The 25,534-nt window shown below is 64.9% G+C and carries 22 protein-coding genes; 13 read left to right on the top strand and 9 right to left on the bottom strand.

The annotated features are described in order from the left end of the window. The 8 genes from XI09_RS41710 to XI09_RS41675 are packed head-to-tail and all read left to right on the top strand — an operon-like array spanning position 1 to position 8,602. Positions 1–1,587: a xanthine dehydrogenase family protein molybdopterin-binding subunit gene (locus XI09_RS41710; protein ID WP_271572124.1), complete on the top strand. Its 1,587-nt coding sequence runs from the start codon at positions 1–3 to the stop codon at positions 1,585–1,587. Next, positions 1,588–2,610, top strand: coding sequence for a xanthine dehydrogenase family protein molybdopterin-binding subunit (locus tag XI09_RS41705; RefSeq protein WP_027548907.1), 1,023 nt, complete (start codon positions 1,588–1,590; stop codon positions 2,608–2,610). Positions 2,611–2,620: 10 nt separating this feature from the next. Beyond that, positions 2,621–3,502, top strand: a complete 882-nt coding sequence (locus tag XI09_RS41700) for an AAA family ATPase (RefSeq protein WP_271572123.1) — start codon at positions 2,621–2,623, stop codon at positions 3,500–3,502. After that, complete coding sequence (locus XI09_RS41695) at positions 3,499–4,620, top strand: vWA domain-containing protein (protein WP_271572122.1); 1,122 nt, start codon at positions 3,499–3,501, stop codon at positions 4,618–4,620. The genes XI09_RS41700 and XI09_RS41695 overlap by 4 nt, the downstream gene beginning before the upstream one ends. Continuing rightward, positions 4,617–5,501, top strand: a complete 885-nt coding sequence (locus XI09_RS41690) for an amidohydrolase family protein (RefSeq protein ID WP_271572121.1) — start codon at positions 4,617–4,619, stop codon at positions 5,499–5,501. The genes XI09_RS41695 and XI09_RS41690 overlap by 4 nt, the downstream gene beginning before the upstream one ends. A 31-nt stretch (positions 5,502–5,532) precedes the next feature. Further along, complete coding sequence (locus XI09_RS41685) at positions 5,533–6,381, top strand: N-acyl homoserine lactonase family protein (RefSeq protein ID WP_271572120.1); 849 nt, start codon at positions 5,533–5,535, stop codon at positions 6,379–6,381. Positions 6,382–6,397: 16 nt separating this feature from the next. Next, positions 6,398–7,972 (top strand): isochorismatase family protein, encoded by a 1,575-nt coding sequence (locus XI09_RS41680; RefSeq protein ID WP_271572119.1) that lies wholly within the window; start codon positions 6,398–6,400, stop codon positions 7,970–7,972. A gap of 3 nt (positions 7,973–7,975) precedes the next feature. After that, positions 7,976–8,602 carry an FMN-dependent NADH-azoreductase gene (locus tag XI09_RS41675; RefSeq protein WP_271572118.1) on the top strand — a complete coding sequence of 209 codons (627 nt, stop codon included), beginning with the start codon at positions 7,976–7,978 and terminating at the stop codon, positions 8,600–8,602. A 100-nt stretch (positions 8,603–8,702) separates the two neighbouring features. Here the strand turns inward: XI09_RS41675 and XI09_RS41670 are convergent, their stop codons facing one another. Next, positions 8,703–9,728: a glycoside hydrolase family 5 protein gene (locus XI09_RS41670; protein WP_271572117.1), complete on the bottom strand. Its 1,026-nt coding sequence runs from the start codon at positions 9,726–9,728 to the stop codon at positions 8,703–8,705. Next, positions 9,725–11,035, bottom strand: a complete 1,311-nt coding sequence (locus XI09_RS41665) for an O-antigen ligase family protein (protein ID WP_271572116.1) — start codon at positions 11,033–11,035, stop codon at positions 9,725–9,727. The genes XI09_RS41670 and XI09_RS41665 overlap by 4 nt, the downstream gene beginning before the upstream one ends. Positions 11,036–11,257: 222 nt before the next feature. On the opposite strand from XI09_RS41665, the gene XI09_RS41660 reads away from it, so the two are divergent. Continuing rightward, positions 11,258–12,394, top strand: a complete 1,137-nt coding sequence (locus tag XI09_RS41660) for a GNAT family N-acetyltransferase (protein ID WP_271572115.1) — start codon at positions 11,258–11,260, stop codon at positions 12,392–12,394. On the opposite strand, the gene XI09_RS41655 is transcribed toward XI09_RS41660, so the two are convergent. Further along, positions 12,377–13,648 (bottom strand): FAD-dependent oxidoreductase, encoded by a 1,272-nt coding sequence (locus XI09_RS41655; protein ID WP_271572114.1) that lies wholly within the window; start codon positions 13,646–13,648, stop codon positions 12,377–12,379. The genes XI09_RS41660 and XI09_RS41655 overlap by 18 nt on opposite strands. A gap of 435 nt (positions 13,649–14,083) precedes the next feature. On the opposite strand from XI09_RS41655, the gene XI09_RS41650 reads away from it, so the two are divergent. Beyond that, a complete protein-coding gene (locus XI09_RS41650; RefSeq protein WP_271572113.1) occupies positions 14,084–15,430 on the top strand; it encodes a lipopolysaccharide biosynthesis protein in 1,347 nt (448 codons plus the stop codon). Between the two features lie 109 nt (positions 15,431–15,539). Here XI09_RS41650 and XI09_RS41645 read toward each other — a convergent pair whose 3' ends face one another. Then, on the bottom strand, positions 15,540–17,636 hold the full coding sequence (locus XI09_RS41645) for a GumC family protein (RefSeq protein WP_271572112.1): 2,097 nt from the start codon (positions 17,634–17,636) through the stop codon (positions 15,540–15,542). A gap of 278 nt (positions 17,637–17,914) precedes the next feature. On the opposite strand from XI09_RS41645, the gene XI09_RS41640 reads away from it, so the two are divergent. The 3 genes from XI09_RS41640 to XI09_RS41630 all read left to right on the top strand — a co-directional run bounded on the left by XI09_RS41640 (position 17,915) and on the right by XI09_RS41630 (position 21,663). Next, a complete protein-coding gene (locus tag XI09_RS41640; RefSeq protein WP_271572111.1) occupies positions 17,915–19,105 on the top strand; it encodes a glycosyltransferase family 4 protein in 1,191 nt (396 codons plus the stop codon). A 28-nt stretch (positions 19,106–19,133) separates the two neighbouring features. Beyond that, entirely contained in the window at positions 19,134–20,669 is a 1,536-nt protein-coding gene (locus tag XI09_RS41635; protein WP_271572110.1) for a glucosamine inositolphosphorylceramide transferase family protein, read from the top strand. A gap of 133 nt (positions 20,670–20,802) precedes the next feature. Then, positions 20,803–21,663: an alpha/beta hydrolase gene (locus XI09_RS41630; protein ID WP_271572109.1), complete on the top strand. Its 861-nt coding sequence runs from the start codon at positions 20,803–20,805 to the stop codon at positions 21,661–21,663. Positions 21,664–21,769: 106 nt separating this feature from the next. Here the strand turns inward: XI09_RS41630 and XI09_RS41625 are convergent, their stop codons facing one another. From XI09_RS41625 to XI09_RS41605, 5 genes are read right to left on the bottom strand one after another with little or no spacing between them, the layout of a single operon-like run. Continuing rightward, on the bottom strand, positions 21,770–22,120 hold the full coding sequence (locus XI09_RS41625) for a Rieske (2Fe-2S) protein (RefSeq protein ID WP_271572108.1): 351 nt from the start codon (positions 22,118–22,120) through the stop codon (positions 21,770–21,772). Beyond that, on the bottom strand, positions 22,113–22,817 hold the full coding sequence (locus XI09_RS41620) for an ABC transporter ATP-binding protein (protein WP_271572107.1): 705 nt from the start codon (positions 22,815–22,817) through the stop codon (positions 22,113–22,115). The genes XI09_RS41625 and XI09_RS41620 overlap by 8 nt, the downstream gene beginning before the upstream one ends. Beyond that, entirely contained in the window at positions 22,810–23,592 is a 783-nt protein-coding gene (locus XI09_RS41615) for an ABC transporter ATP-binding protein (protein ID WP_027548924.1), read from the bottom strand. Before XI09_RS41615 ends, XI09_RS41620 begins: the two co-directional genes overlap by 8 nt. Beyond that, positions 23,592–24,638, bottom strand: a complete 1,047-nt coding sequence (locus XI09_RS41610; protein ID WP_271572106.1) for a branched-chain amino acid ABC transporter permease — start codon at positions 24,636–24,638, stop codon at positions 23,592–23,594. The genes XI09_RS41615 and XI09_RS41610 overlap by 1 nt, the downstream gene beginning before the upstream one ends. Then, positions 24,635–25,507, bottom strand: coding sequence for a branched-chain amino acid ABC transporter permease (locus XI09_RS41605; RefSeq protein ID WP_271572105.1), 873 nt, complete (start codon positions 25,505–25,507; stop codon positions 24,635–24,637). The genes XI09_RS41610 and XI09_RS41605 overlap by 4 nt, the downstream gene beginning before the upstream one ends. Positions 25,508–25,534: the final 27 nt, after the last annotated feature.

Raw genomic sequence — 25,534 nt, 5'->3', positions numbered from 1 at the left:
ATGCTGGAACTGCGCAAGGACATCTTCGCCGACGAGCGCGACGATAACTTAAAGGAAATCGGCAAGGGGACGCAGCGCCAGGACATGCTCGGCCACGTCACGGGCACGTCGAGCTATTTCAACGACCATAACCTCCAGGGCATGCTGCACCTGAAGGTCGTGCGCTCGACCCAGGCGCATGCGAGGCTGCGCCGTATCGATACCACCGAGGCCGAACGCTCGGCCGGCGTGCGCCGGATCATCCGCGGCACTGACGTGCCGGTCAATCTCAACACGCTGCTGAGCCTGATCAATTTCGGCAAGGACGACGAGCCGTCGCTGGCGGTCGACAAGGTCCGCTACAAGGGCGAGCCGATCGTCGCCATCGTCGCCGACAGCGAACGCGAGGCCTTCGAGGCGATCGCCAAGGTCAAGGTCGACTACGAGGTGCTGCCGGCGGTATTCGACGTCGAGGAGGCGCTGAAGCCGGGCGCGCCCGTGGTCAACGAGACCTATCCGAAGAACACGTTCACCTATCACGAGGTCTACGATCACCAGCGCTTGCGCTTCGGCGACGCCGATGCGGCGCTCGCCACCGCCGATCACGTGCTGGAGCAGCGCTACCAGATGTCACCGATCGAGCACGCGCCGACCGAGACCAACGGCGCGATCGCCGCGCCCGACACCAACGGCCGCTATGTCGTCTACACCTCGACGCAGGCGCTGTTCTTCTCGGTCGACACCTGCGCCAAGATCCTGGACGTGCCGTCCAACACCTTCCACTTCATCGGCGGCACCGTCGGCGGCGGCTTTGGCGGCAAGGTGGACACGCTGACGGAACCGCTCGCGATCCTGGGGGCGATGCTGACCGGGCGGCCCGTGCGCTACGTGTTCGGCCGCGAGGAGGAGATGCAATATGGCCCGCCGCGCGGCGCCGAGCGCATCTACATCAAGGATGGCGTGATGCGCGACGGCCGCATCGTCGCGCGCAAGATCCGCGCCTATTTCGACAGCGGCGCCTATACGCGGCTGTCCAGCTACGCCGCCGTGAAATGCGCCGCGCACCTGCCCGGCCCCTACACCATCCCGAATGTCTACGGCGACGTCTATTGCGTCTTCACCAACCGGACGCCTGCAACCGCGATGCGCGGCTTCGGCGTCACGGCGATGGATTTTGCCATCGAATGCCAGATGGACAAGCTGGCAAACCTCGTCGGCATGGACCCGATGGAGTTCCGCATCCTCAACGCCTATCGCGACGGCGACATGAAGGCGCATCGGCGCGAAGCCAAGAACACCGCGCTGATCGAATGTGTCCAGGTCGCGGCCGAAAAGGCCAAATGGCCGATCCGCGACGAGTTCAAGCGGGCGTCCTCGCGCAAGGACGGCGGCGGCAGCCGCGCCGTGATCCCGCCGACACCGGCGGATTCGCGCAGCCGGCCGGCTGTGGCCGCGCAGCAGCGCACGACCTATGACCGGCTTCCACCGACGGTCACCCGCGAGCCGCCGCGTGAGCCGCCACCGCCGGCGCCGCCTTCCCCGCGGCCCGCCGCGCCCTCGCATGGCGCGACCCGTTTCTCCTCCGTCTTCGGCACCAGGAGGCGCTAGATGACCCGGCATCGTGGACGCGGCATGGCGTCGATCAACTATCCCATCGGCATGAATCTCGGCGGCGACCCCAGCCAGGCGCTGGTGCACTCCAATCCGAGCGGCAAATTCACCGTGGCGCTGTCGTCGATCGACCTCGGCCAGGGCATGAAGTCGGTGACGCGGCAGATCTGCGCGGAGACGCTGGGCGTGCCGGTGGAGGACGTCTATGTCGACACGGCGGACTCCGACACCGGCCCGCATTGCATGGGCTCGTTCGCCTCGCGCGGCACCCACCGCGTCGGCAATGCCGTGATGGCCGCCGCCCGCGAGGCGCGCGGCGTGATGATGGAGGCCGCCGCCGAGGAGCTGGAGGTCAACGCCGCCGATCTCGAGACCGACGGACGCGGCAACATCCACGTCAAGGGCGCGCCGCACCGGTCGATCTCGACCAAGGACGTCGCGATCGCCGCGCAATTCAAGCAAGGCAAGACCATCTCGGGTCGCGGCATCTTCCTCGTCCCGCTCTCCAACGTCGATCCGGAGACCGGCGAGATGTCGCCGGCAACCTGCTACGCCCATGCCTGCCTGGTCGCCGAGGTCGAGGTGGACGACGAGACCGGCGAGGTCGCGATGGTGCGCATGGACTCCGCCTATGAGCTTGGCCGCGCGCTCAATCCGCGTCTGGTCGAGCAGCAGCTGGTCGGCGGCGCCTGGATGGGCGTCAGCCATGCGCTCTACGAGACGCCCGAGCCCTACTATCCCGATCCCGTTCACGGGCCCCGCGATTTCGTCGAATATCTGATGCCCGGCCCCGGCGATATCTGCCCGCACGACATTGCCGTGCTGGAGCGCCCTGCGCCGGATGGCCCGTTCGGCGCCAAGGGCCCCGGCGAGATGTGCGCCAATCCGGTGTTGCCGGCCGTCGCCAATGCGATCTTCAACGCGGTCGGCGTCCGCATCGACGATCTGCCGATCACGCCGGAAAAAGTGCTGCGCGCGATCAAGACGCAGGGCGGCGCGCGGCCGCAGGCACGGCGCTAGAGGTCTTGCAATGGCGGTCCGCAGCAACATCGTCGGCATCGACAGCCCCGAAGCGCTGGAGAAGGCGCTGCGCGCGGCCTATTACCTCGCCGACGAGGGACTCGCGACTGCCGCCTATCTCGGCCTCGCCCTCGGCAAGCCCCTGTTGCTCGAAGGCGCGCCGGGCGTCGGCAAGACCGAGGCGGCGAAGGCCATCGCGGCCGTGCTGGGGCGGCGATTGATCCGGCTGCAATGCTACGAAGGCATCGACGCCTCCGCTGCGCTCTACGAGTGGAACTACCCGCGCCAGATGCTCGCAATCCGCCAGGCCGGCGACGAGAGCATCGACATCTATGGCGAGACGTTCTTGATCGAACGGCCGATGCTCGCCACGCTGCGCGCGCCCGATTCCACCGTGCTGCTGATCGACGAAATCGACCGTGCAGATCAGGAATTCGAGGCCTTCCTGCTCGAATTTCTGTCCGACTTCCAGATCTCCATTCCCGAGCGCGGCACGGTCCGCGCGGCGGAGCGCCCCGTCGTGGTGTTGACCTCGAACCGGACGCGCGACCTGCACGAGGCGCTGCGCCGCCGCTGCGTCTATCACTGGATCGACTATCCCACGGAAGAGCGCGAGGCACGCATCGTGATGCTGCGCGCCTCCAGCGTCGCGGAGGCGACCGCGCGGGCCGTCGTCGCGGCGGTCGGCAAATTGCGGCGCGAGCCGCTCAGCAAGGCGCCGGGCATCGCTGAAGCCGTCGACTGGGCCGAGGCCGCGACCTTGCTGCACAAGGGCGGCGCGCGCTGGCCTGATGCCTTCAAGCGCTCGATCGGCGTGGCGCTCAAGGACGAGGAAGACCTGCACTTCATCTCGCCCCGGCTCGATGCGATGCTGGCGGAGGCGACCGCATGAGTCCCGAACTGCAACTGCCGCAGGCGGCGCGCGTGTTCGTCTCCTTCGTCGCGCTGCTGCGCGCCAACAGCTTTGCCGTCGCGCCGGAACAAACCACCATGTTCCTCACCGCGATCGAGCTGCTCGGACCGCGCGACCTCGGCGATATCCGCCAGGCGGCGCTGGCCACCCTCGCCCCGCCGCCCGAGCGACGCGAGACCTTCGACCGGCTGTTCGACCTCCATTTCCGTGGCAGCGAGGCCATCACGCGCGATGACGACGGCGAGGACGACGAGACCGTCCGGCTTCAGGAGGACGGCCGCGGCGACGAGGCGCCGCTTCTCTCCGACGACACCAACGAATCCGGCCTCACCGCGACCCGCACCGAGGCGCTGGTCGAGCGCCGCTTTGCGCAACTCTCTCCCAGCGATGCGCTCCGCCGCCTGACCCGCGAAGCGCCACGGCGTCTGCCGAAGCGGCGCGGCCACCGGCGTATGCAGGCGCGTCGCGGTCCCTTCGCCGATCTCCGCCGCACCTTGCGCGACTCCGTGCGCAGCGACGGCGAGGTCCTGCGTCTCGGCCACCTGAAGCGCAGGCAGCGCCCGCGAAAATTTCTGCTGCTGATCGACGTCTCGGGCTCGATGAAGAGCCGCACCGAGGAGAACATGAAGCTCGCGCACGCGCTGGTGCAGGCCGCGCCCAATGTCGAGGTCTTCACCTTCGGCACGCGCCTGACCCGCGTCACCCGCGCGCTGCGGATGAAGCGGCGCGAACAGGCGCTGAATGCGGCCGCCCATCTCGTCAGCGACTGGGACGGCGGCACCCGGATCGGCGATGCCTTGCAAGCCTTTCTCGCGGTGCCGCGGTTCGGCGGCTATGCGCGCGGGGCAGCCGTGATCGTCGTCTCGGACGGGCTGGAGCGCGGCGCACCCGACGCGCTGCGCGACGCCGTGGCGAAACTGTCGCGGCGGGCCTGGCGCCTGAGCTGGCTGACGCCACTCGCGACGGGTCCGGGCTTTCGCCCGCAGACCGAAGCGCTCGTCGCCATCGAACGCTTCGTCGATGATCTCGTCGACGGCGGGTCGAGCGCGTCGATCGTCGCGCATGTGCTGGCACTGGGACGAAGGAGAGTTGCGTGACCGAGATTGTCGACGGGCATCATCACATCTGGCGGCAGGCGGACCTGCCCTGGCTGATCGGCCCCATGCAGCCCCGCATCTTCGGACCCTACGAGCCGATCCGGCGCGACTATCCGATCCAGGAATATCTCGACGACCTCAAGGGCAGCGGCGTCACCCGCTCGGTCTACGTCCAGACCAACTGGGCCAATGACCGTTTCGAGGACGAGGCGGCCTGGGTGCAGCAGACCGCGGACGCGCACGGCTGGCCGCATGCCATCGTCGCCTACGCCAATTTCGCCGTCGACGACGTCCGCCCGCAGCTCGACCGCCTCAAGCGTTACCCGCTCGTGCGCGGCGTGCGGATGCAGCTGCACTGGCACGAGAACCCGCTTTATCGTTTTGCCACCCGGCCTGATCTCTGTCTCGACCCTTCGATCCGCCGCAACGTCGGACACCTCGCCGACTACGGCTGGAGTTTTGATCTTCAGGTGTTCACGCCGCAAATGCCGGGCGCCGCCGACCTTGCCGAGGCCTGCCCCAAGGTAACATTCATCCTCCAGCACGCCGGGATGCTGGAGGATCTTTCGCCGGCAGGCCGCGCGGCCTGGCGCGCGGGAATGGCACGCCTCGCCGCATGTCCCAACGTGGTGTCGAAGCTGTCCGGGCTCGGCACGTTCATTCACCACAACGATCCCGCGCATATCGCGGCGGTGCTGACCGACACGGTCGCGACCTTCGGCGCCGAGCGTTGCCTGTTCGGATCGAATTTCCCGATCGAGAAATTGTGGACCAGCTATCGCGAGCTCGTCGACGCGTTTCGCGCGGCGGCCGCTCCGCTGGGTACCGAGCAACAGGACGCGATCTTCAGGACCACCGCAGCGCGCGTCTATCGGCTTTGACGGACAAGAAACGAGACAGGGAGAGACACGGATGGCGCTGGAGATCAAGATCCTGGACTATGGCGATATCGAGCTGGAATCGAGCTTTCTGGTTCTCGGCCGCGATTGCGGCCGCACCCGCCGCGTCCTCACGCTCGGCTTTTTGATCCTCGGCGGCAAATATCCGGTCGTGGTCGACACCGGCTACCGCTCCAACCAGATCATGGAGACGCTGGGCATGCGCGGGCTGCAATATCACGAGCACATGATCGAGAACCAGCTTGCCCGCCATGGCGTGCGCATGGGCGACGTGCGCTTCGTCTGCCACACCCATCTGCACATCGACCACGCCGGCAAGGACGATCTTTTCCCGATGAATACGACCGTCGTCCTCAACCGCAAGGAGCTGGAATATTCAGTCTCCGGCCTGATGCATCCGCAATATCCGGCGCCCGACATCAAGCACCTGATCGATCGCCTGCACACCAAGAGCGCGCTGCGTTTCCTCGATCTGGAGATCACCGGCCCGATCGAGCTGATGCCCGGCGTCTATTGCGACGCTGCCAACGCCCACACCGAGGGCTCCATGAACATCATCGTCGAGACTGCCGATGGGATCGCAACCATCTGCGGCGACGTGATCTACGATTTCAACGACCAGATCGTCACGCCGTTCAACGAGATTCACGACTGGGAGCCGCGGACGACCGGCAACCACGGCACCAGCAAGCGGGCGGAGAAGGCCTCGATCAAGAAGCTGCTGAGCAATTCGCGCTATTTGCTGCCGGTGCACGACAGGCCGGCCAAGATCGAGGGCGGCATGGTCGTCGGTCGGCTGCACGACCAGGTCCCCGGCCCGATCGTGCAGTCGCTGCCCCAGCGCAACTGGTTCCCGGCCTGACGCCAAGGATCGACCGATGACGCATGTCACCTTGCGAAGCGAATTCGAGACCCTGATCGACCCGTATGCACCGGTCGCACAGGTCGGAACGGGCTTTGACTTCACGGAAGGCCCGATCTGGCATCCGGTCGATCATTACCTCCTGTTCTCGGACATGCCTGGCGACGTTCGGCGGCGTTGGGACGCGCGGCGCGGCGTGACCGAGGTCAAGCGCCCGTCGAACAAATGTAACGGCATGACCTACGACGCCGAGCTCAATCTGATCGTCTGCGAGCACGCGACGTCGTCGCTGATCCGCGAGCGACCGGACGGGCGGCGCGAGGTGCTGGCCTCGCATTTCGGAGGCCAGGAGCTCAACAGCCCCAACGACGTCTGCGTGCACTCCTCGGGCGCAATCTATTTCTCGGATCCCTGGTACGGCCGCATGCCGGTCTATGGCGTCGAGCGGCCGCGGCAGCTCGGCTTCCAGGGCGTCTACCGTGTCATGCCCGGCGGCGAGCCGAAGCTCGTGGTCGAGCGCAATCTGTTCGACCAGCCGAACGGACTGTGCTTCTCGCCCGACGAACGGCTGCTCTATGTCAACGACACCGTGCAGGCGCTGATCCGCGTGTTCGACGTCAACGCCGACGGCACGCTCTCGAACGCGCGCGTGTTCGCGAGCGGAATCAAGTCCGAGCTCGAGCCTGGCCTGCCCGACGGCATGAAGTGCGACCAGCACGGCAATATCTGGGTCACCGCACCCGGCGGGGTCTGGGTCTATACGCCGCGCGGCGAACTGCTCGGCAAGGTTCGTGTGCCCGAGCTCGTCGCCAATCTCGCCTGGGGCGGGCCGGATTTCCGCACGCTCTACCTGACCTCGACGCATTCGGTCTATGCCATCCCGACCAGGGTGGGACCGCGCCACGAGCCCTATATGAGCGGCAAGCGCGGCGGCGGCGGCGCAAGCGCCGGCCCTGCGGCCGCAGCGCCCATCCTCACCGAAGGCGAGATGCAGCTCGATCCGCAGCGCTGCGCCATGATCATCCAGGACCTTCAGAACGACGTCATCATGGATGGCGGCGCATTCGCCGAGTCAGGCACACCTGCTCACGCGAAGCAGCAGCATGTCGTCGAGAATGTCCGGCGTCTTGCCGAGGCCGCGCGGGCGCGCGGCGTCGCCATCATCCATGTCTGGTTCGTGGTCGAGCCCGGCGCCCCCGGCGTGACGCTGAACGCGCCGCTGTTCGAGGGTCTGGTCGACAGCAAGGCGATGGTACGGGGCAGCTGGGGCGCGGCGCCGGTCTCGGGCCTGGAGCCCCGACCCGGCGATTTCGTCGTCGAGAAGATGCGGATGAGCGCCTGGGAGGGGACGCGGCTGGAGACGATCCTGAAGGCCACCGGCCGCGACATGATCATCAACACCGGCGCCTGGACCAACATGTCGGTCGAGCACACCGCGCGCACCGGCGCCGACAAGGGCTATTTCATGATCGTGCCGGAGGATTGCTGCTCGACCATGAATGCCGACTGGCACTCCGCCTCGATCAATTTTGCCATGCAGAACGTCGCCATCGTCACGCGGGCGGATGCCGTCATCAGAGCGCTGGGATGAGCGGTGGCAAAGCTCCTGCACCTCTCCTGCTCGCCGCGTTCCGACTCGGAGTCGAGCGCCGGCGCGCGCGTTTTCCTTGACGGATTTCGCCAGGCACGCCCCGACTGGGACATCGATGTCATGGATCTCTGGCGGGAGCGGATGCCGGAGTTTACGGGGCCCATTGTCGAGGCCAAATATGCGCGCATGAAAGCCCAGGCCTTCGACGACGCCCAGCGCGACAGCTTTGCCGAGGCCGAGCGCATGGCGACGCGCCTGTCGCTCGCCGAGCGCGTGCTGATCTCGACGCCGATGTGGAATTTCGGCATCCCCTACAAGCTGAAGCAGTGGTTCGACATCATCGTCCAGCCCGGGCTTACCTTCCGGTTCGACCCGGCGTCGGGATATCTTCCGCTGCTAAAGGACCGGCCGACCATCGTCATTCTCGCCAGCGGCAGCGACTTCGTCACCGGTATGAATCGCGGCCGCACCGACATGGCGACCCCCTATTTGCGCGAGGCCCTGCGCTTCATTGGCATCAGCGACGTGCGCTTCGTGCCGATCGGGCCGACCACCGGCCCGGCGGCCCCGATCCTCGCCGCGCGCGAGACGGCGTATCGACGCCTCGGGGAGATCGCCACATGGTTTTGATCGATTGGTGCCGCGCTACGCGATCGCGAGCGGAGCGAAGAGCTCCGCAAATTCCGCGCGGGGACCAATATAGCTGTGCAACGAAATCGCGGCTGTCGCTTCAACGCCTCGGTGGAATCAGCGCACGCAGGATGTCCGGCTTCCAGGCCTGACGCGCGCTGTCGAAGGCCGCGAAATCATGGTCGAATTGCCAATAGGCCCATGACCAGCCAAGCCTGTCGGCGCTTCTCGCCATGAACGACAAATATCTCGCGCTGCTGTCGGATGGCGCGCGCTCGTACACCCCGAACTCTCCGAGATAAACCGGGCGCTTCTCCTTCTCCGCCCAGAGATTCATCTTTTTGAAGTCAGCGGCAGCCTTCGCTTCGTCGTCCGGGCTGCCCCAATCCAGCGGCCCGATCCGCGAAAACGTCGGGGACCACGGCGCGCCCTGATGCGTGAATCGTATCGGCGCGTAATAGTGAAACGTGACGATGAGGTTCCTGTCGTCGGTCGGCAGCGCCAGCTCGTCGACGGGGATGTCGTCCCTGTTGAGAACGGCGGCAATGACCGGCCGCTCCCGGTTGGTGCGGCGGATGATGCCCAGACAGTCGTTGAGGAGTGAATTCCAGTCGGCGGACGTCATTTGCCCGCCCGGCTCGTTCAGGACCTCGAAGACCAGCGCAGGATATTTTCCGGCATAGCGCTCGGCGATCTGCCGCCAGAACGCCCTGAGCTTGTCGCCGCATCCGGAAACGTCGCGTTGGCAAACATGAGTGTCGTGCTCGTCAACGATCGGAATGAGGTTCCTCGCAAGGACTTCCTCGATGACGGCATCCAGCCGCCTCAGAACGATCTCGTCCAGGACGTTTCCCTCGCCCATGAACTTGAAGCCGAAGAAATTGATCCTGACGTGCGAAAATCCGGCCTTCTTGATTGCGGTCAGATTGTCCAGGCGGAACGGCGCGTTCCGGCCGCCTTCCCAGATCCCGTCATAGCCGAGAATATTGATCCCGCGCCCCAATTTCGGCAGGTCGCGGGAGGCCGCCTGCCCGGCGCCATGGGCATGGAAGCAGGACGACGCAAGGAAAAATGCCGTTGCCGCAAGATTGAATCGTCTCGTCCAGCGAGCGCGGATGGCGGTCATCTTGCTTCCATTCGTAGAGACTGGAAATCGGTCTGCGGCACAGACCTGCACGTCGCAAAGAAGAACGCCACCAGCAGCACCGACGTGAACATGGTCGAACGGAGGAACGTCGTCTCCGTAAAATTGGTCTGAAAGCTGAGAACGACAAATCCGATGATGAGCGCGCAGTGCGACCGGTCGATCGCGCGGGCCGAAATCAGATGGAGAACCTTGTTCGAGAACAGAAGGACGCTCGCGGCGAAAAGCATGTAGCCGAGAAACCCCGTCTCCATCAGGATCGCGATATAGCCGCTGTGATAATTGTCGAGCACCCAGCCATGGTTCTGTTCGAAATAGTCGTAGATCGACGGCATCGTCCAGAAGCCGTTGATCCCGAAGCCGAGCAGCGGCGCGTCATCGAAATGGCTGATGGCGTAATGCCAGATGAACGTCCGCTCGGTCAGATCGATGGACGCATCACCGACATGGATCGCCTCATACCCCGTCGCGTAAAAATAGAAGATCAGCGCGCCGGCCAGCAGGCACATGACGAACGGCAGGACCGCATAGATTCTCATGCAGGTGACCGACCACATCGAGGTCACCAGCAGCGCACAGGCGGCCAGGGCAACGGCACCGGCGCCCCGCGATTCCGACGCGAGGACACAGGTGGACGCCAGAAAGAACGTCAGGAGGAAAGCCGGCCACCCCTGCCCCTTCATCTTCAGATAGCAGGCGAAGAACATCAGATACGCGCCGACGAAACCAAGGGTCTGCTTCGATTCATAGACGCCTTGCCATTGACCGTTATGCATCCAGCTGTGGTCGATCCCGATATCGGGCACGGCGAGCGCGCAGAAGGCCGATGCGGCCACCAACATGAAAAGCCCAAGGGCTGTGGCCCTGACAACCTCGTCCATGTCGATGCGCGTGATGAGACAGAATGCGCCGAAGGTCGTCATCGCGAGCGCCAGGCTCTTCATGATCGCAGCGGCGTTCAGGCTGGTCCAGAACACGGACGTAACGGCGAAGGCGTAGAATGCGACCAGGACGATCAAATCGGGATTGAACTGCAAACGCAGCCGCGGGCGCACGAATGCACTGGCGTAGATCAGCACGCCCCACATCAGGATCGCGACGGCCTGCTGCAGATAGGTCAGCTCCGCCGGCAACAGTGCGGTGTTGAAGGTGCCCATCGACGCGACGACGTTGATGGTGATCGACCAGCCAATTGCGGCCCTGGCAATCCTCTCGACGCCAACGCTGCGCGTCTTCCAGATCGCGCTCCCGGGAGCCCCGGAGTCCACCTCGGTCTGTAGGCTGGCCATGAATTGACCTTCCTTAAACGCGGTTAATTATTTGCTAGCGCGGCCAAGCCTCGACATCCGAGCCCCCGCGGCCGCGAGATCTTAAGACTTCGGTAACGATACGAACCCGGCTCAGTCCATTAATGCAAGTCGTACCGCCGCGGTATCTCGACCGTCACTCCCCTGCTATAAGCCCTCAGCTCGATCGAGCACTCCCGAGTTATCCGGTTTTCCTGGTTACGCATGAACACGCCTGGCAACACGTTCGATATCGCCGTCGAGCCGGCATTCGACTTCCTGTCGCCGGACTATGCAGAGCTGTTCAACCACTCGGCTGCCACCGCGTTCCAGCATCCGCTTTGGCTGCACAGCCTCTACACCAGGCTTGCGTCCCATGCGGGAGCAACCCCTCTGGTTGTCGTGATTCGTTACCGCGCGACGGGCGCCCTTGCGATGCTGTTGCCCTTGCTCCGGATCCGGCGCGGTCCGATACAGACCGTCGAATTCGCCGACCTGCGCGTCTCCGACTATCTGGCGCCGGTTTGCAGCCCGGCGGTGTTTTCCGAACTGCTTAGGGATGCGGAGGCATGCGCCGAGATTCGCCGCCTCGTTCGCCCTTTCGACCTGCTCCGAATGACCAAGCTGCCGGACGGGCGGCTCCCGATCGAGAACCTTCTGGCCGCGCCCCGCCGCGTCGCGATGGACACCAATGCCTACGCAACGGTTCTCGTCGCCCCATTCGAGCAATGGCGGGCCAGCGCGATGGATCGCTCCTATCAGAAGGAGCTCGCAAAGAAGTATCGACAGCTCCAGAAGAAGGGCGCGCTGAGCTTCTCGTGCTGCAACGACAGCGCCGCCGTACTCGAGGCGCTGGACGTGATGAGGAAGTTTCGCGGTCCTCGGTTCCAGTCGCAGGGCGACGGAGACCTGCTCCAGCGGCCCGAATATTACGACTTCTATTCCGACATCGCGGTCCGTGGTCTCGGCTCCCTGGCGCGGCTCTATGCCATGAAGATGGATGGCGAGGTGATCGCCGCCGTGCTCGGGTTGCAGCACCGCGACAGTTTCCTCGTCATCATGAGTGCCTTCGACATTGCCGGATACAAGAGCCAGTCCCTGGGCGCACTGATGTTCGAGCAGGTGGCGAAGGACTGCATCGAGCGCGGGGATCAGATGCTCGACTTCACCATTGGCGACGAGCCATACAAGAAATTGTTCGGCGCGCAGGCCTCGCCGATGTGGGCGGTCACGCAAGCCGGCAGCACTGCAGGCGCGATATCCCTGTTCGCACTGAAGCAGGCGCCCTGGCTCAAGCTTGCCGCCAAGCGAATTTCGGAGTTCCGGCTCTCGCCGACCCGCACCTCAACGCCCACGCGCTGACCGGCGCGAGGCGCCGGCGGATTGCAGCCCCCAGGCGCGCAGCGCGCTGCGGACATGCGCAAGCCAACCCGGCCGCATCTGATCGACCCGATGCGTGATGCTGCGCCTCAGGAAGTGCAGCCGTCGCCGCACATCCCAGCTGATATCGTCGCGGGACGTCAGCGCCTGGCGGAAGCGCGCCATCTTCAGTGACTGCTGGTCCGCGGCGACCTTGTCGGGATCGGAATAGAACTCCGATATCTTCTCGATGCCCATCCCTTCGGTCGCGAGCCACCGCGGCGCATATTCGGTGCAGAGGCGCTCGACGTCCACCAGCAGGCGGGCTACGCCCGTTCCGGCGGCGGGACAGTTGGTCTGAAACGCATCGCCGATGAGCACGATTCCGGGCTGGAGGTGTCCTTCGACGACGGACAGGTCCATCACCCAGTTCCGTACCCGGTCCGTCACGCGAAAATCACCGAGGTAGGGCTGCAAGCCCGGCAGCAGCCGCAGGACTGTCGCTTCCGTGTCGCGACGCAGATCGCGCATGACCGGATCGGTCGGGTCGCGGAACATGAAGAGATTGGCCCGCATGCCGGCGGGTACCGGAAACAGGCTGAGATAGTCAACGCCGTCGCAGGTGCGCTCGCCGTAACAGGTCAGCGCCTTGAAATCGAACGGCGTGCCATCCCGGCGCGCGATCGTGAAGCCGAAGGAAACCGAATGGCCTGCGGCCAGCACGCGCCGCCTGATGCCCAGCTTGTAGCCGAGAGCCCCCGCCATGCCCGTCGCCAGAACGACAAGACGTGCATTCAGGCGGCGTCCGGAGGCAAGCTCGAGATGCTGAACGTCGTCGCTACAGGTGACTGCGGTGACCTCGTCGACGATCAGACTGGACGGATCGGGCATCTGGCCGCGCGCCATGGCAACGAGATCGGCATAGGGAAGCCCGTAAGCCTGGCCGACGCTGACATCGACCACCTTGCCTTCCCTGACATTGAGCACACGATCATATGAACAGGCGACGCTCGCGAGGCCGCGGATGAAGCCCAGCCTGCGGAGCATCTCCAGCTGCTGGCCTCCGATCTTCTCGACCCGAAACTCGTCCGGATAGACCGCGCGCTTGTCGACCAGCGCGACGCGATGCCCCGCCCGCGCAAGAACAGAAGCCGCGAGCGAACCCGCAAGGCCACCTCCGACAATCGCGACGTCCGCGACGATCGTTGTGGTCGCAGCTGCAGCGATCGGCTCGGTCACGGTGCTATCCGCCGTCATGGTCCAGGCTCCCACGGTTAACGGTGGTTCCATGTGCAATTATCCCGCCTGATGTCGCATCGCAGGACCGAACGCGATCATTTCCGTCGATCGAGGTTAATGAACCGAAGAATCGATCCGGCCGGACGATATCCCGGCACGCGTCTTGCTCAGGATGTTCGACAAGGATCGGATCTTCGGCAATGCCACGGTGGAACGCATGGCTGCTTCTCGTCAGAGCGGCATCACGTCGCTTTTCGAGAGAGCCGGCCTTTGCTTTATCCGGGACAGACGGAACGAAGGTGTCCCACCGTGACGCAGCAGACGTTTCGCCGACATCGGCCGCGACCAACAGGATTCCAGAGGCCCCCATTAACACTCGCGGTTTTTCACCATGCTAGGCTGTCACCGCTATCGTAACGCGTATCCCCAGGGGAAAGTCGTCCCGCAGCGTCAATGATCGAATCCATCATCCAGTTTTTGCGGCGCGACGTGACGCGCGGTGTTGTCGGGACCATCCTCCTCAAGGTTGGCAGCGGCGCGCTTGCGTTTGCGGTGTTCTCGCTGGCGGCGCGAACGATGTCGCCCGATGGGTTCGGCATCTTTGCGACCTGGCTTTCGGTTGCCCAGATCGCAGCGGTCGTGGGGCTGGTCGGCCAGGAATCGCTTCTGGTGCGATTCCTGAACGAGTATCAGGTCGGAGACAGGCCCGACCTCGTCAAAGGTGTCCTCCTGTCGAGCCTCAGGATCACCGCCACCGCGATGCTGATCGCGATCGCCGCAGTCGCGTTGGCCGCGAGCTTGAGGGGCGATTGGTGGCTGCTGATCCTCGCTGTCTCGGCCTACACTGCGGTGAATGCCGGACTGATGCTCGGCAGCCAGATCGCCCGCTCCCTGGTCAGCATTCTCATGGGCGAAGGCAACCGCGAGCTCTTCTGGCGGGTCATCGTCGTCCTGTTTCTGCTGGCCATGTTGTTCGGCCATCAGCAGCTCGATCCCGCCGAGTTGTTCGCCGTGATAACGATCGCCATGTCGGTGGGCCTGGTCGCGCAGGTCGTTGCCATTGCGCGAGCCCTGCCGGACTTGCGCAGCACGGCGGCGCGTTCCGAGACCTCTCGCTGGAGATCGAGCGCGCTTCATTTCTGGGTCGCGTCGATCCTCGAAGCCGCCAACCAGTATTTCGACGTCATCCTGGTCTACTGGATGCTGGATCCGGCGACCGCCGGAATCTATTTTGCCGCTTCGCGCCTGGCCAACATCTTCGCCATGGTCTCGGCAGCACTGTACAGTTTCGGAGCGCGCCGGCTTCCTTCGCTGTACTTCAGCAAGAACCACCAGGAGTTCGGGCGAACGCTGCAGCTCATGGCGGAAGTGACCGGACTTTGCGTGGCCAGTGGACTTCTCCTGATCTGGATCGGCGGCCCCCAACTTCTCAACCTGTTCGGGCCCCATTTCGCCGAACAGCACTGGGTCCTGATCGTGCTCGCGATCGGCACGGCTTTCCAGGCGGCAGGCGGTCCATCCGCAGCGATCCTGCAGCTGACCGGCCATGAGCGCGTCTATGTCCCCGTCGTCGCGGCGAACGTGGCGCTGCGACTGGTCGGATTTCTGGTCCTGATTCCCTGGCTCGGCGTGCTTGGAGCGGCGATCTCGGCGACGGTGTCGCTGGCGCTCGCGACCATCGCGCTCAACATCCTCTGTCGCCGGCGAACCGGAGTCGATCCTTCAATTCTCGTGCTTCTGCGCTTCTCGGCATTGAAACGAGGCGCCTATGCGGTCCGCGGTGCCGACTCCGGCGACTAGAGCCTTTCCCGTTCCGATGGAATCGGAACGGGGCTCTAGATTCTTGTTTTGACGCGTTTTCTTTACGCGAACCGGTATCCACTTCGCTCGAAAACGCTCTAGGCGCCGATCAACCCGCCAGGCCCAACACTTCGCCCCGACGGCGCGCCACCGACGGATCGGCCGGGACGCGATTGATGACGAGCCCGGTCGGCACGCCGCCAAAGCGGGAGAGCGCAGCCATTGCCCTGCGCATTGCGGCGGAATCGACCGCGTCTTCGCAAGCGACCAGGACGACCAGATCGGCGTGAGCGGCCAGCGCCGCCGCCTCTGGCTGCAAGGCCAGCGAAGTGGCATGGACGACGATCAGATCGAACTCCGAACGAATGTCGTCCGTGGGCGATGCCTCGGGCCGCTTGCCGGCGCCCAGAAGCGCATCGACGCTGCGAAAATCCGCCGTGGTCATGCCGTTCGCCTGCCCCTTGGCGAGGCCAGCCCCGGCACCGCCGAGGTCCGGCTCGACCCGGATCAGGACGCTCAGCTTCCCCTTGTTCACCGCCCACCGGTTCAGCGACCGCGCGACAGTGTTGCCGCCGGCCCGCTTGCCGACCGACATCACGAGCGCGATCTTGCCCCCGGCTCCCGGCAATTTCTCCAGCCGGTCGAGCAGCGGGCGCAAATGAGGACCGAGATCGAGCTCAGCCGTCGCGGAGACCGGACCTTGCCAGATGTTTCTGGGCACGTCGCCCGGCAGCAGGTCGGGAATGCGGGCCCACACGGGCGGGCGCGGCCACGGCGCGGGCTGGCGCGGAGCCGGATCGGGAGCACGAGCGTCTTCGACGGCCTTGTCCGATCCGCGTCCGGTGGCGGCAACGACCGCCGTCGATGTCAGCAGCGAGCCGATCGCGAGCGCGGCGAGCAGCAAGGACAGTGGCGGAAGCGTCGAGCGAAGCGGCGGAATGGCGGACGAAGCAATCTTGGTCTGGGAGCTCTGCAAGAGACGCTGCTCGTTCGTCGTCTTGGAGCGCGAGAGGAACTGTTCGTAGATGTTTCTGTTGGCCTCGGCGTCGCGCTGCAGCTCCTGGAGCCGGACCAGGGCCTGACCGTCGACCAGGAGCTGCGATTCAGCCGCCTTCATCTGGCCTTCGAGGGCCTTCTGCTGTTCGCGCTGGGCCTCGTATTCCGACTTTGCGGTGTCGATGCCCTTTGTCCGCTCGACCTCGATCTGCCTGTTGAGATCGTTCAGCTGGCTGTAGGACATGACGAGGTCGGGATGGCGATCGCCGAACACCGCCCGCTTCTGCGCGATTTGATCATTGAGCGTCGACCGCTGCGCGCGCAGCGCACTCAGCAGGTCCTGCTTGACGGGACCCTCGACATTCGCCTTCAGGTCGCGCTGAGCCTGCTCGTAGCGGGCTTTCGCCTCTTCGGTCCGGGCGCGCGCGGCGGCAACCTGCTGCGACAGCTCGGTCACGCGCAATTGCTGGGTCGTGGCATCCTTGCCCGCGTTGACGATCCTGTGCTCGAGCTTGAACGTGGCCACGGCGTCCTCTGACGCCCTCAGCCGGTCGTTCAACGTCTTCAGCCGGCCGCTGAGCCAGTCGGCCGCCTCGTCGGTCGCCTCGGTGCGGTTGCGCGTCTGACTCGCGACGAACGATTCCGCTATCGCATTCGCATAATAAGCCGCCCGCTCCGGCCGGTTCGAGGTGAAGCGGATGGCGATGACGTAAGTGAGCCCGCGACGGGAAATATCGAGACGGTTGCGGAATCTCTCGAGCAGGCGCGCGGGGTCGGTGTGTCCCCCGGAAATGTCCTCGTCGTCCCGAACCTTGAGCTGCTCGATCAGCGGCTTGAGAAAGCCGTCGGACTTCGCCACTTCAACCAGGCTTTGCAGCGCGGCGCTGTCCTGCCCTATGCCCGGCAGAACGTCCTGATCCGCGGTCACGCGTTGCTCCCGGGGATCGACAACGACCAGCGCGGTCGCCGCAAATCGAACCGGGATCACCAGCAGAACGATGACGCCGAGGGCGAAGATCGCCAGGGCGAGCGTCAGGATACGGCGGGCATTGTCCCGAAAGAAGGTGAACGCGCCTGCGGCCGTGAGCACACTACCAAGACGTGTTTCGGCTCCGACGGCCTCACCGTTCGACGCATCTTGAGTCTGCCACGACGCGGAGACACCGGTCGATCCAGAACTTGTCGGGTCTGCGCGGCGACCGAACGTCATGGACTTTACTCGGATTCAACTGGCAAGCACTGTTCAGTGGCCTGCTCCACCGTAAATATCTATGGTTAATCCGCAGTTACCCGCCGCCACGCGAAGATGACCAATTGGTTAACGCGCGCACTTCGCTCCGTGCGGAAACCGCCGTCATTCTGTTGTGAGCGATGCGGTTCCGGCGGCCGGCCCATTAACTCCGTTTATTGCTAGTCGGTGTCCGCTCGACGCTCGCATGTTAGGTACGGCATCAAGAAGGTGAACGTTTCATTAGCAGGTCGGAATCCGTGCTGCATTACCAGCCAGGCGCAGAACTGGGCGAGGCACCGAAGCTGCCGTCGGCTGCAGCAGCACTCGCAAGTCGGGGCAGCGGTGGACCAAAGCTACACGTGCTTCTGGTCCAGACGCAGGCCGAGAATGCGGGCGCCCAGGAGATCTCCAGGCTGCTCGGCGCCGGCCTGACCGCACGCGGCTATCAGGTCACCAATCTGTTCTTCTTTCGCAAGTCGGATTCTTTCGATGAGCCGCCCGATACGCTCTACTGCGCATCGAGCCGGCCGGGACAACCGCTGGCCCTGCTGCAAATGCTGCGGACGCTCGGCCGTCACATCAGGACCACCAGGCCCGACGCCGTTCTGACCTTTCAGCATTTCGGCAACGTCATCGGCGCAGGCGTGTCTCGCCTCGTCTGCCGCGCACCTGTCATCGCCAATCAGGTGTCGTCCGCGCTGTCGATGAGCTGGCCGGTCCGCACGGCCGACGTCGTCATGGGCAGCCTCGGCTTCTTCGATCGCATCACGCTGAACTCGCTGGACATGCAGCGCGAATATTCGCGCTACCCCGCGGCCTACCGGTCGCGCATGGTGCATGTGCCACACGGCTTCGACGACAAGGCACTCACTCTGCCGAGGGAAGCTGCGCGAGAGAAGTTCAATCTGCCGACCGACCGCGTCCTGCTCGGCTGTGCCGCGCGGCTGCACCCGCACAAGCGGCTCGATGCGGCGATACGCCTCCTGCCGGATCAGCCATCCTGGCACCTCGCATTGGCCGGCCAGGGAGTCGACGAGGCCCGGCTGAGGCGGCTGGCGGATGATTTGAACGTATCGGACAGATTGCATCTGCTCGGAGAAATCGCCCCGCGCCAGATGGCCGATTTTCTGGCCTGCCTGGACGTGTTCGTATTTCCGACGCAGGCCGAGACCTTCGGCCTCGCCGCGGTCGAGGCCGCAAACGCCGGCGTTCCCTCCGTCGTCACCGATCTACCCGTCCTGCGCGAGGTGCTGTCCTTCGAGGGAAAGCCGACAGCCCTGTTCGTCGATGCCTCCGATCATGCGAAGCTGTCGGCCGCCGTCTCGAAACTCCTGACCGACCAAACCCTGCGCGACGAACTGCGGCAAAACGCCAAAGGCCTGAAGTTGCGGTACTCGGTAGACGCCATGGTGGAGGAATACGTTCGAATTCTCGGCCAGGTCACGTGACCTGATCCGCTGGAATGATTGGCTCGACATGATCATCGAGTTTCGCTGTGAACGTGAGCATGCGCGGCGGTGGATGCGCCGCGAGACGCTGTCGATCGACGGGCGGGACATTCCGGTCCAAATCGCCTGGACGACGACGGCGGAGTCACGTCCCGCAGGTCTCGACGCGCTGTTCGAGCTCGAACGCGTGGTGTTGCACAAGGGCAAACCCAGCGGCGCCGACAGGCTGAAGATCATTCCGGAGCGGACGCAGGCTCGCGCCGGCACGGCCGACGTGATCGTCGATTTTACAGGCGGCGCGCGGGATCGGGGCTGTTCGGCTCCGCTGTATCTGCGCCCGCTGTTCAACGGAACGGCAGGGGAAAACGCCGCGCTCGCCGCCATTCTCAGCGGCGAGCTGCCGGTGATCGACATCGTCAACGAGGTCGACGGCGCCGTGCTCGATCGCGGTCACCCGTCGGGAGAAATTGCGGCCGGCCTGAGCGGCGCGCTCGAAACGGTCATGGCGCGAACCCTGACCATGGTGGCTGCAATCCTGTCGGGACGGCCGAGAATTCTGCCGCAGCTGGCGCGCCCCGCCGGAGACGGCACGCGCCGCCGACCTATTGGCTACGTCGCGCGCGGCCTCGCCGCCTCGATCGCCAAGGAGATCTATCGGCTCTGCTGCTACGCCCCGCATTGGCATATCGGATGGCGCTTCAACGACGGCGCAGGCGTCTGGCAGACGGGAGATCTCTCCGGGCCTCGCTGGAACGTTCTGGGAGACCCCGGAAACCACTTCTACGCCGATCCCTTTCCCATCACCTGGCGTGGACGAACGTTCGTCTTTTTTGAGGATCTCGATCACCGGGTCGGCAAGGGTATCATTTCGGCGATCGAGTTCGGTGACGCCGGGCCGGTCGGCGACGTCGTGCCCGTGCTGGAAGAGCCGTGGCACCTGTCCTATCCGTTCCTGATCGAGGACGATGGCGAGTTGTGGATGATCCCGGAGAGCTCGGTCAACGGGGACGTCGCCCTCTACAAATGCGTTCGGTTTCCGGACAAATGGGAGCGGCATGCGACGCTGCTCTCGGGCCTCGAGCTCGCCGATGTGACGATCACGCGGCACAACGGCCTGAACTATCTGTTTGGCGCCTGGCGCGACGGAACCGGCGGCTATTCGGATTCGCTTGCGATCTATTACGCCGACCACCTGCTCGGCCCCTGGCTGCCCCATGCCAGCAACCCGGTCCTGATCGATCGCGCGAGTGCGCGACCGGCAGGGAATTTCGTCACCATCAATGAAAGACTGTGGCGGCCGGTTCAGAATTGTGCCGACGGATACGGTGCAGCGCTCGCCCTGGCGGAGGTCGTCGAACTGTCACCGACGACGTTCAGGCAGATCGTCCGCCACTCACTGAAGCCGGGACCGGTATGGCCCGGCCGAAAGCTGCACACCCTGAACCGCTGCGGCCGGCTCGAGTTGATCGACGGATCGCGCGTGCAACCCAAGATCCTCGCGTTCACCAGGCAATTTCCATCGGCCGTTTTGCCTGCGCGAACCCGTCCATCGACCGCCTGCTAAAAAGGTCCTGCGAACGACGCATCCCTCGCCTGAGCGCGACCGATGTTCAGTTCAAGCAGGATTCGTGGCAGACAGGAGCAAGCGGCGCCGATCATGACCACGACGGTACGTCGGATGCCGCCCCGGAGACTCCATGGCAGACGACACACGTTCGGAACATCGGCCCTTCGATCCCCGCACCAGATGGGCGGAATTGTCCCAGGCAGAGCGCGACGCCGCCTATGACAACAATGGGGCCGTCAAGAACAGCGCGGCCCTGATCGCCGAGCGCAACGAAGCTTCGGCGCGGCTGCGAGGCAAGCTGACATCCCATCTCGACCTGCCTTACGGCGAGCGCGCGAACAACAGGATCGACCTCTATCCGGCCACGAGGCGGGAGGCGCCCTGCCTGATGTTCGTGCACGGCGGCTATTGGCAGCGCAATTCCCGCGAGCTGTTCGCCATGCTCGTCGAAGGCGTCGCCGCACATGGCTGGTCGGTCGCCATTCCCGGCTATTCGCTGGCGCCCGAGGTGTCCCTGACCGACATCGTCACCGAAATCCCGCGCGCGCTCGACTGGCTCGCCGCGCATGGCGCATCCTATGGCGTCGGCGGACCGGTCGTCCTGTCGGGCTGGTCCGCCGGCGCCCACCTCGTGGCGATGGCGCTGGACCATCCGCGCGTCCATGCCGGGCTTGCGATATCAGGTGTCTACGACCTGGCGCCGATCCGCGATACCGGCCTCAACAACGCGCTGAAGCTGACGGGCGACGAAATCGCCACGCTCTCGCCGCTTCGCCTGCCCGTGACGCAGAAGCGGCTCGACATCGCCTATGGCAGCAGCGAGTTGCCGGCCCTGGTGTTGGATTCAATCAACCTTCATGAGAAGCGTGCGGCCGCGCAGGCGCCCGGCAAGCTCATTCCGGTCGCAGGCGCCGACCATTTCACTATCCTCGAGGCGCTTCGTCGCCCTGACGGCAGTCTGGTCGACGCCGCCCGCCGATTGCTGGACTAAAAAACGCGAAAACAACCCCATGCACAGTAGAATGCCGTTGTTTGCAAAGGCAAATCCGCGTCGCGGGTGGCTTTGACACGTCGGGCAAAACAGGGGCATGACGCCATCATCGCCCCGGTTGTCGCTCCTGCGCCTCGATCCAGACTTGCTCTCCCGTGACCTTGACCGGATAGAGCCGCAATGGCGGACTTGGCCAGCCCGCTGTAATTGCCCCGTCACGTAAATCGAACGATGCCGCATGGCGCGGGCAATACAGCCGCCCCGCCGCCACCTGCCCAAGACCGAGATCCGCCTGTTCGTGGGGACAGGCACGTTCGCACGCGATGACATCGCCCTCGTTCCAGATCACGAGCATGTCGCGCCCGGCGACGCGGACGATCGTCTCTGCCTTCAGCCGGCTGAGGTCACAGACCGGAATCCACGCCGGCCCGTCCGGACGGACAGCCGGATCATCCACCGAGATAGGCCTTCCGCACGTGCTCGTTCTCGATCAGCTCAGAGCCGGCCCCGGACAGCACGATGCGGCCGTTCTCGAGCAGATAGGCGTGGTCGCACATCTCCAGCGCAGCGAACGCGTTCTGCTCGACCAGCAGCACCGTGGTGCCGGCATCGCGGATGCCGCGGATGATCGCAAAGGTGCGCTCGACGATGTTGGGGGCAAGGCCGAGCGAGGGCTCGTCGAACAAGATCAGCCGCGGCCGCGACATCAGCGCACGCCCGATCGCGAGCATCTGCTGCTCGCCACCGGACAGCGTGCCCGCCGCCTGCCGGCGCCGCTCGGCGAGCCGCGGAAATTCCGTGTAGATGCGATCGCGATCGGCCGCGATCTCGCCTGAACCACGACGGAGGTAAGCCCCCATGTCGAGATTTTCCTCGACGCTCATGTGCGGAAACACGCGCCGCCCTTCCGGACAATGCGCGATCCCGCTCGCCAGCACGCGCGGGGGCCTCGCCCCGGTGATGTCGATGCCCTCGAACCGCATCTGCCCGGAACGTGTCGGCACGAGGCCGGAAATCGCGCGCAGCGTCGTGCTCTTGCCGGCGCCGTTGGCGCCGATCAGCGCCACCAATTGCCCGGCCTTCACGTCGAGCGAGATGCCGCGCAGCGCGGTCACGCCGCCATAGCCGCACACCATGTCGCGGATCTCAAGCACGTGCCGCTCCATGCCCGAGATAGGCCTCGATCACGGCGGGGTCGTTGCGGATCACGTCCGGTGTCCCCTCGGCGATGATGCGGCCGTAGTTGAGCACCACGATGCGATCCGAGACCGTCATCACCATCGGCATGTCGTGCTCGACCAGCAGGATCGTGATGCCGCGATCGCGGATGCTGCGGATGAGCTCGACAAACCGGTGCGTCTCCGAGGCATTCATGCCCGAGACGGGTTCGTCGAGCAGCAGCATCGAGGGTTCCGCCGCGAGCGCCAGCGCGACGCCGACCAGGCGCTGCTCGCCGTAGGAGAGCGACCCGGCCGCATCGTGGGCACGGCGTTCGAGACCCACCCATTCGATCAGCTCGCTCGCCCGTTGCCGCAGCTTGCGCTCCGAGGCGCGCGCCCCCGGCAGGCCGAGGATGGCGTCAAGCAGCCGGACCCGGCCCTGGCGGTGCAGTCCGATCAGGAGATTGTCGTAGACGGTGTCGTTGGGAAACACGCTGGTGCGCTGGAAGGTGCGGATCAGGCCGAGGTCCGCGATCTGATGCGGCTTCAATCCATTGAGCGCGGTGTCACGGTAGGTGACACGCCCTGCACTCGGCTCCAGAAAGCCGGTCATGACGTTGAAGGCGGTGGTCTTGCCGGCGCCATTCGGCCCGATCAGGCTGACGATCTCGCCTTCGCCCACGGTGAAGCTCATGTCGGAGATCGCGACGAGTCCGCCGAAGCGGACCGCGACCTGCTCGATCGTCATGGCAACGCTGCGCGCCGTCATCACGCCCGCTCCTTGATGGCTGTCTCGGCAAGGGCCACCGGCGCCAGTGCCGTCGCCCTGCTCCGTCTCCTCGCCAATCGCTGCGCGAGCGACGGCACGATGCCGCGCGGCAGCACGAACAGGATGGCGATCAGCACGCCGCCATAGGCGATCCACTGCGCCTCCGGCGCCATGACCGGCCGCAGCGCGACCGGCAGCAGCCCGAAGATCAGGCCACCGACGACGGGACCGGCCAGCGAGCCCTTGCCGCCGCTGATGACCATGATGACCATGGTGACGGTGTTGATGAAGGCAAACACTTCGGGATCGATGATCCGGATGTAGTGCGCATAAAGGCTGCCGGCCGCCCCCGCGATCGCAGCCGAGATCACCGCCGCCAGCGTCAGCGTCTTCGTCACGTCGATGCCGACAGAGACAGCGAGGGTCTCATTCTCCATCAATCCGCGCATGGCGCGGCCGAAATGGGAACGAACGAGGCGTGCGATCAGGAGATAGGCGATGAGAGCCACGACCAGCACGAGGTAGTAGTTCTGCAGCTTGGTGCGCAGCGTCAATTCACCGAAGCCGGGCATTGGTAGCGCGATGGAGGGAATGTTGGTCAGCGCAAGCGGACCTTGCGTCAGCTCGACCCAGTTCAGCGCGACCAGCCGCACGACCTCGGCGAAGGAGATGGTGACGATGACGAAATAGGCGCCGCGGACGCGGAATGACAGCAGCCCGACGAAATAGCCGCACAATCCGGCGATGATGATCGCGAGCCCGAATCCCACGATCGGCGGCCAGGGCGCGTGAACCAGACGAAAGCCGCCCGGCAGGCCGACGTCGAAGCCGAGCGATGTCAGCGCGCTGACATAGGCGCCGACGCCGAAGAAGGCGATGTGGCCGAGGCTGAGCTGGCCGGTGAAGCCGAGCAGCAGGTTGAGGCTCATCGCGCCGATGACGAAGATTCCGGTCGTGATCAGCGCGTTCAGCAAGTAGGGATCGCGCAGCCAGAGCGGCACCGAGGCAAGGGCTGCGACGGCGAGAATGGTGAGGGCTATTCTCATCCGACGCGCTCCGCGCGTGCGAACAGGCCGGTCGGCTTGAAGATGAGGACCGCGATGATGATCACAAAGCCCATCGCGTCGCGATAGCCTGATGAGATGTAGCCCGCGCCAAGCTCCTCGGCCAAAGCCAGGATGAAGCCGCCGATCACCGCGCCAGTGATGTTGCCGAGACCGCCGAGGATGACGATGGCGAAGGCCTTGACGGCGGCAAGATCCCCCATTTGCGGGAAGATCACGTAGACCGGCCCGAGCAGGGCCCCCGCGGCGGCGGCAAGGCTGGAGCCGATCGCGAAGGTCGAGGTGTAGATCATGTCGACATTGACACCCATCAGCGAGGCCGTGTCGTGGTCCTGGAACGTTGCCCGCATCGCGCGGCCGAGACTCGTCCTGTTGATCAGGAGGTACGTCACCAGGATCAGCAGTGCCGCGGCGGCAAGCACGAACAGCCGCAGCCAGGACACGGAGACAGGTCCGAGCACCAGCGGTGCCTCGGGAAACGGCGTTGCCACCGATTTGGCGACGCCGCCCCAGATCCACAGCGTGCCCGACTGCATCGCGATCCAGGCACCGATCATGACCAGCATCGTGGTGTCGATGTCGGAACCGCGCAGGGGCCGCAGCAATGTCAGCTCGATAGCCGCCCCCAATAGCCATCCGGCCAGCACGGCGACGGGCAACGCCAGGAAGAAGTTCAGCCCGACCTGCTGCACCACGATGAACATGATGTAGGCGCCGAACGTGTACAGCACGCCATGCGTGAAGTTCACCACGTTCATGATGCCGAAGATCAACGTCAGCCCGATCCCGAGCAGCGCATAGGTGCCGCCGAGCACGAGCATGTTGACCAGATGCTGGAGAAACTCGCTCAAGGCTATTCCCGTTTGATCCAGATGTCG

Source organism: Bradyrhizobium sp. CCBAU 11386 (genome assembly GCF_028128955.1).
Classification (GTDB): domain Bacteria; phylum Pseudomonadota; class Alphaproteobacteria; order Rhizobiales; family Xanthobacteraceae; genus Bradyrhizobium.
Note: the sequence above shows the minus strand (reverse complement) of the source record. Positions and strands in the feature narration are given on the sequence as shown.

Coding starts and splice junctions, on each gene's coding strand:
- XI09_RS41650 (WP_271572113.1), top strand. CDS start 14,084: ATGATCGAATCCATCATCCAGTTTTTGCGGCGCGACGTGACGCGCGGT.
- XI09_RS41685 (WP_271572120.1), top strand. CDS start 5,533: ATGGCGCTGGAGATCAAGATCCTGGACTATGGCGATATCGAGCTGGAA.
- XI09_RS41615 (WP_027548924.1), bottom strand. CDS start 23,592: ATGACGGCGCGCAGCGTTGCCATGACGATCGAGCAGGTCGCGGTCCGC.
- XI09_RS41705 (WP_027548907.1), top strand. CDS start 1,588: ATGACCCGGCATCGTGGACGCGGCATGGCGTCGATCAACTATCCCATC.
- XI09_RS41710 (WP_271572124.1), top strand. CDS start 1: ATGCTGGAACTGCGCAAGGACATCTTCGCCGACGAGCGCGACGATAAC.
- XI09_RS41645 (WP_271572112.1), bottom strand. CDS start 17,636: ATGACGTTCGGTCGCCGCGCAGACCCGACAAGTTCTGGATCGACCGGT.
- XI09_RS41635 (WP_271572110.1), top strand. CDS start 19,134: ATGATCATCGAGTTTCGCTGTGAACGTGAGCATGCGCGGCGGTGGATG.
- XI09_RS41655 (WP_271572114.1), bottom strand. CDS start 13,648: ATGACGGCGGATAGCACCGTGACCGAGCCGATCGCTGCAGCTGCGACC.
- XI09_RS41680 (WP_271572119.1), top strand. CDS start 6,398: ATGACGCATGTCACCTTGCGAAGCGAATTCGAGACCCTGATCGACCCG.
- XI09_RS41610 (WP_271572106.1), bottom strand. CDS start 24,638: ATGAGAATAGCCCTCACCATTCTCGCCGTCGCAGCCCTTGCCTCGGTG.
- XI09_RS41630 (WP_271572109.1), top strand. CDS start 20,803: ATGGCAGACGACACACGTTCGGAACATCGGCCCTTCGATCCCCGCACC.
- XI09_RS41700 (WP_271572123.1), top strand. CDS start 2,621: ATGGCGGTCCGCAGCAACATCGTCGGCATCGACAGCCCCGAAGCGCTG.
- XI09_RS41670 (WP_271572117.1), bottom strand. CDS start 9,728: ATGACCGCCATCCGCGCTCGCTGGACGAGACGATTCAATCTTGCGGCA.
- XI09_RS41695 (WP_271572122.1), top strand. CDS start 3,499: ATGAGTCCCGAACTGCAACTGCCGCAGGCGGCGCGCGTGTTCGTCTCC.
- XI09_RS41660 (WP_271572115.1), top strand. CDS start 11,258: ATGAACACGCCTGGCAACACGTTCGATATCGCCGTCGAGCCGGCATTC.
- XI09_RS41665 (WP_271572116.1), bottom strand. CDS start 11,035: ATGGCCAGCCTACAGACCGAGGTGGACTCCGGGGCTCCCGGGAGCGCG.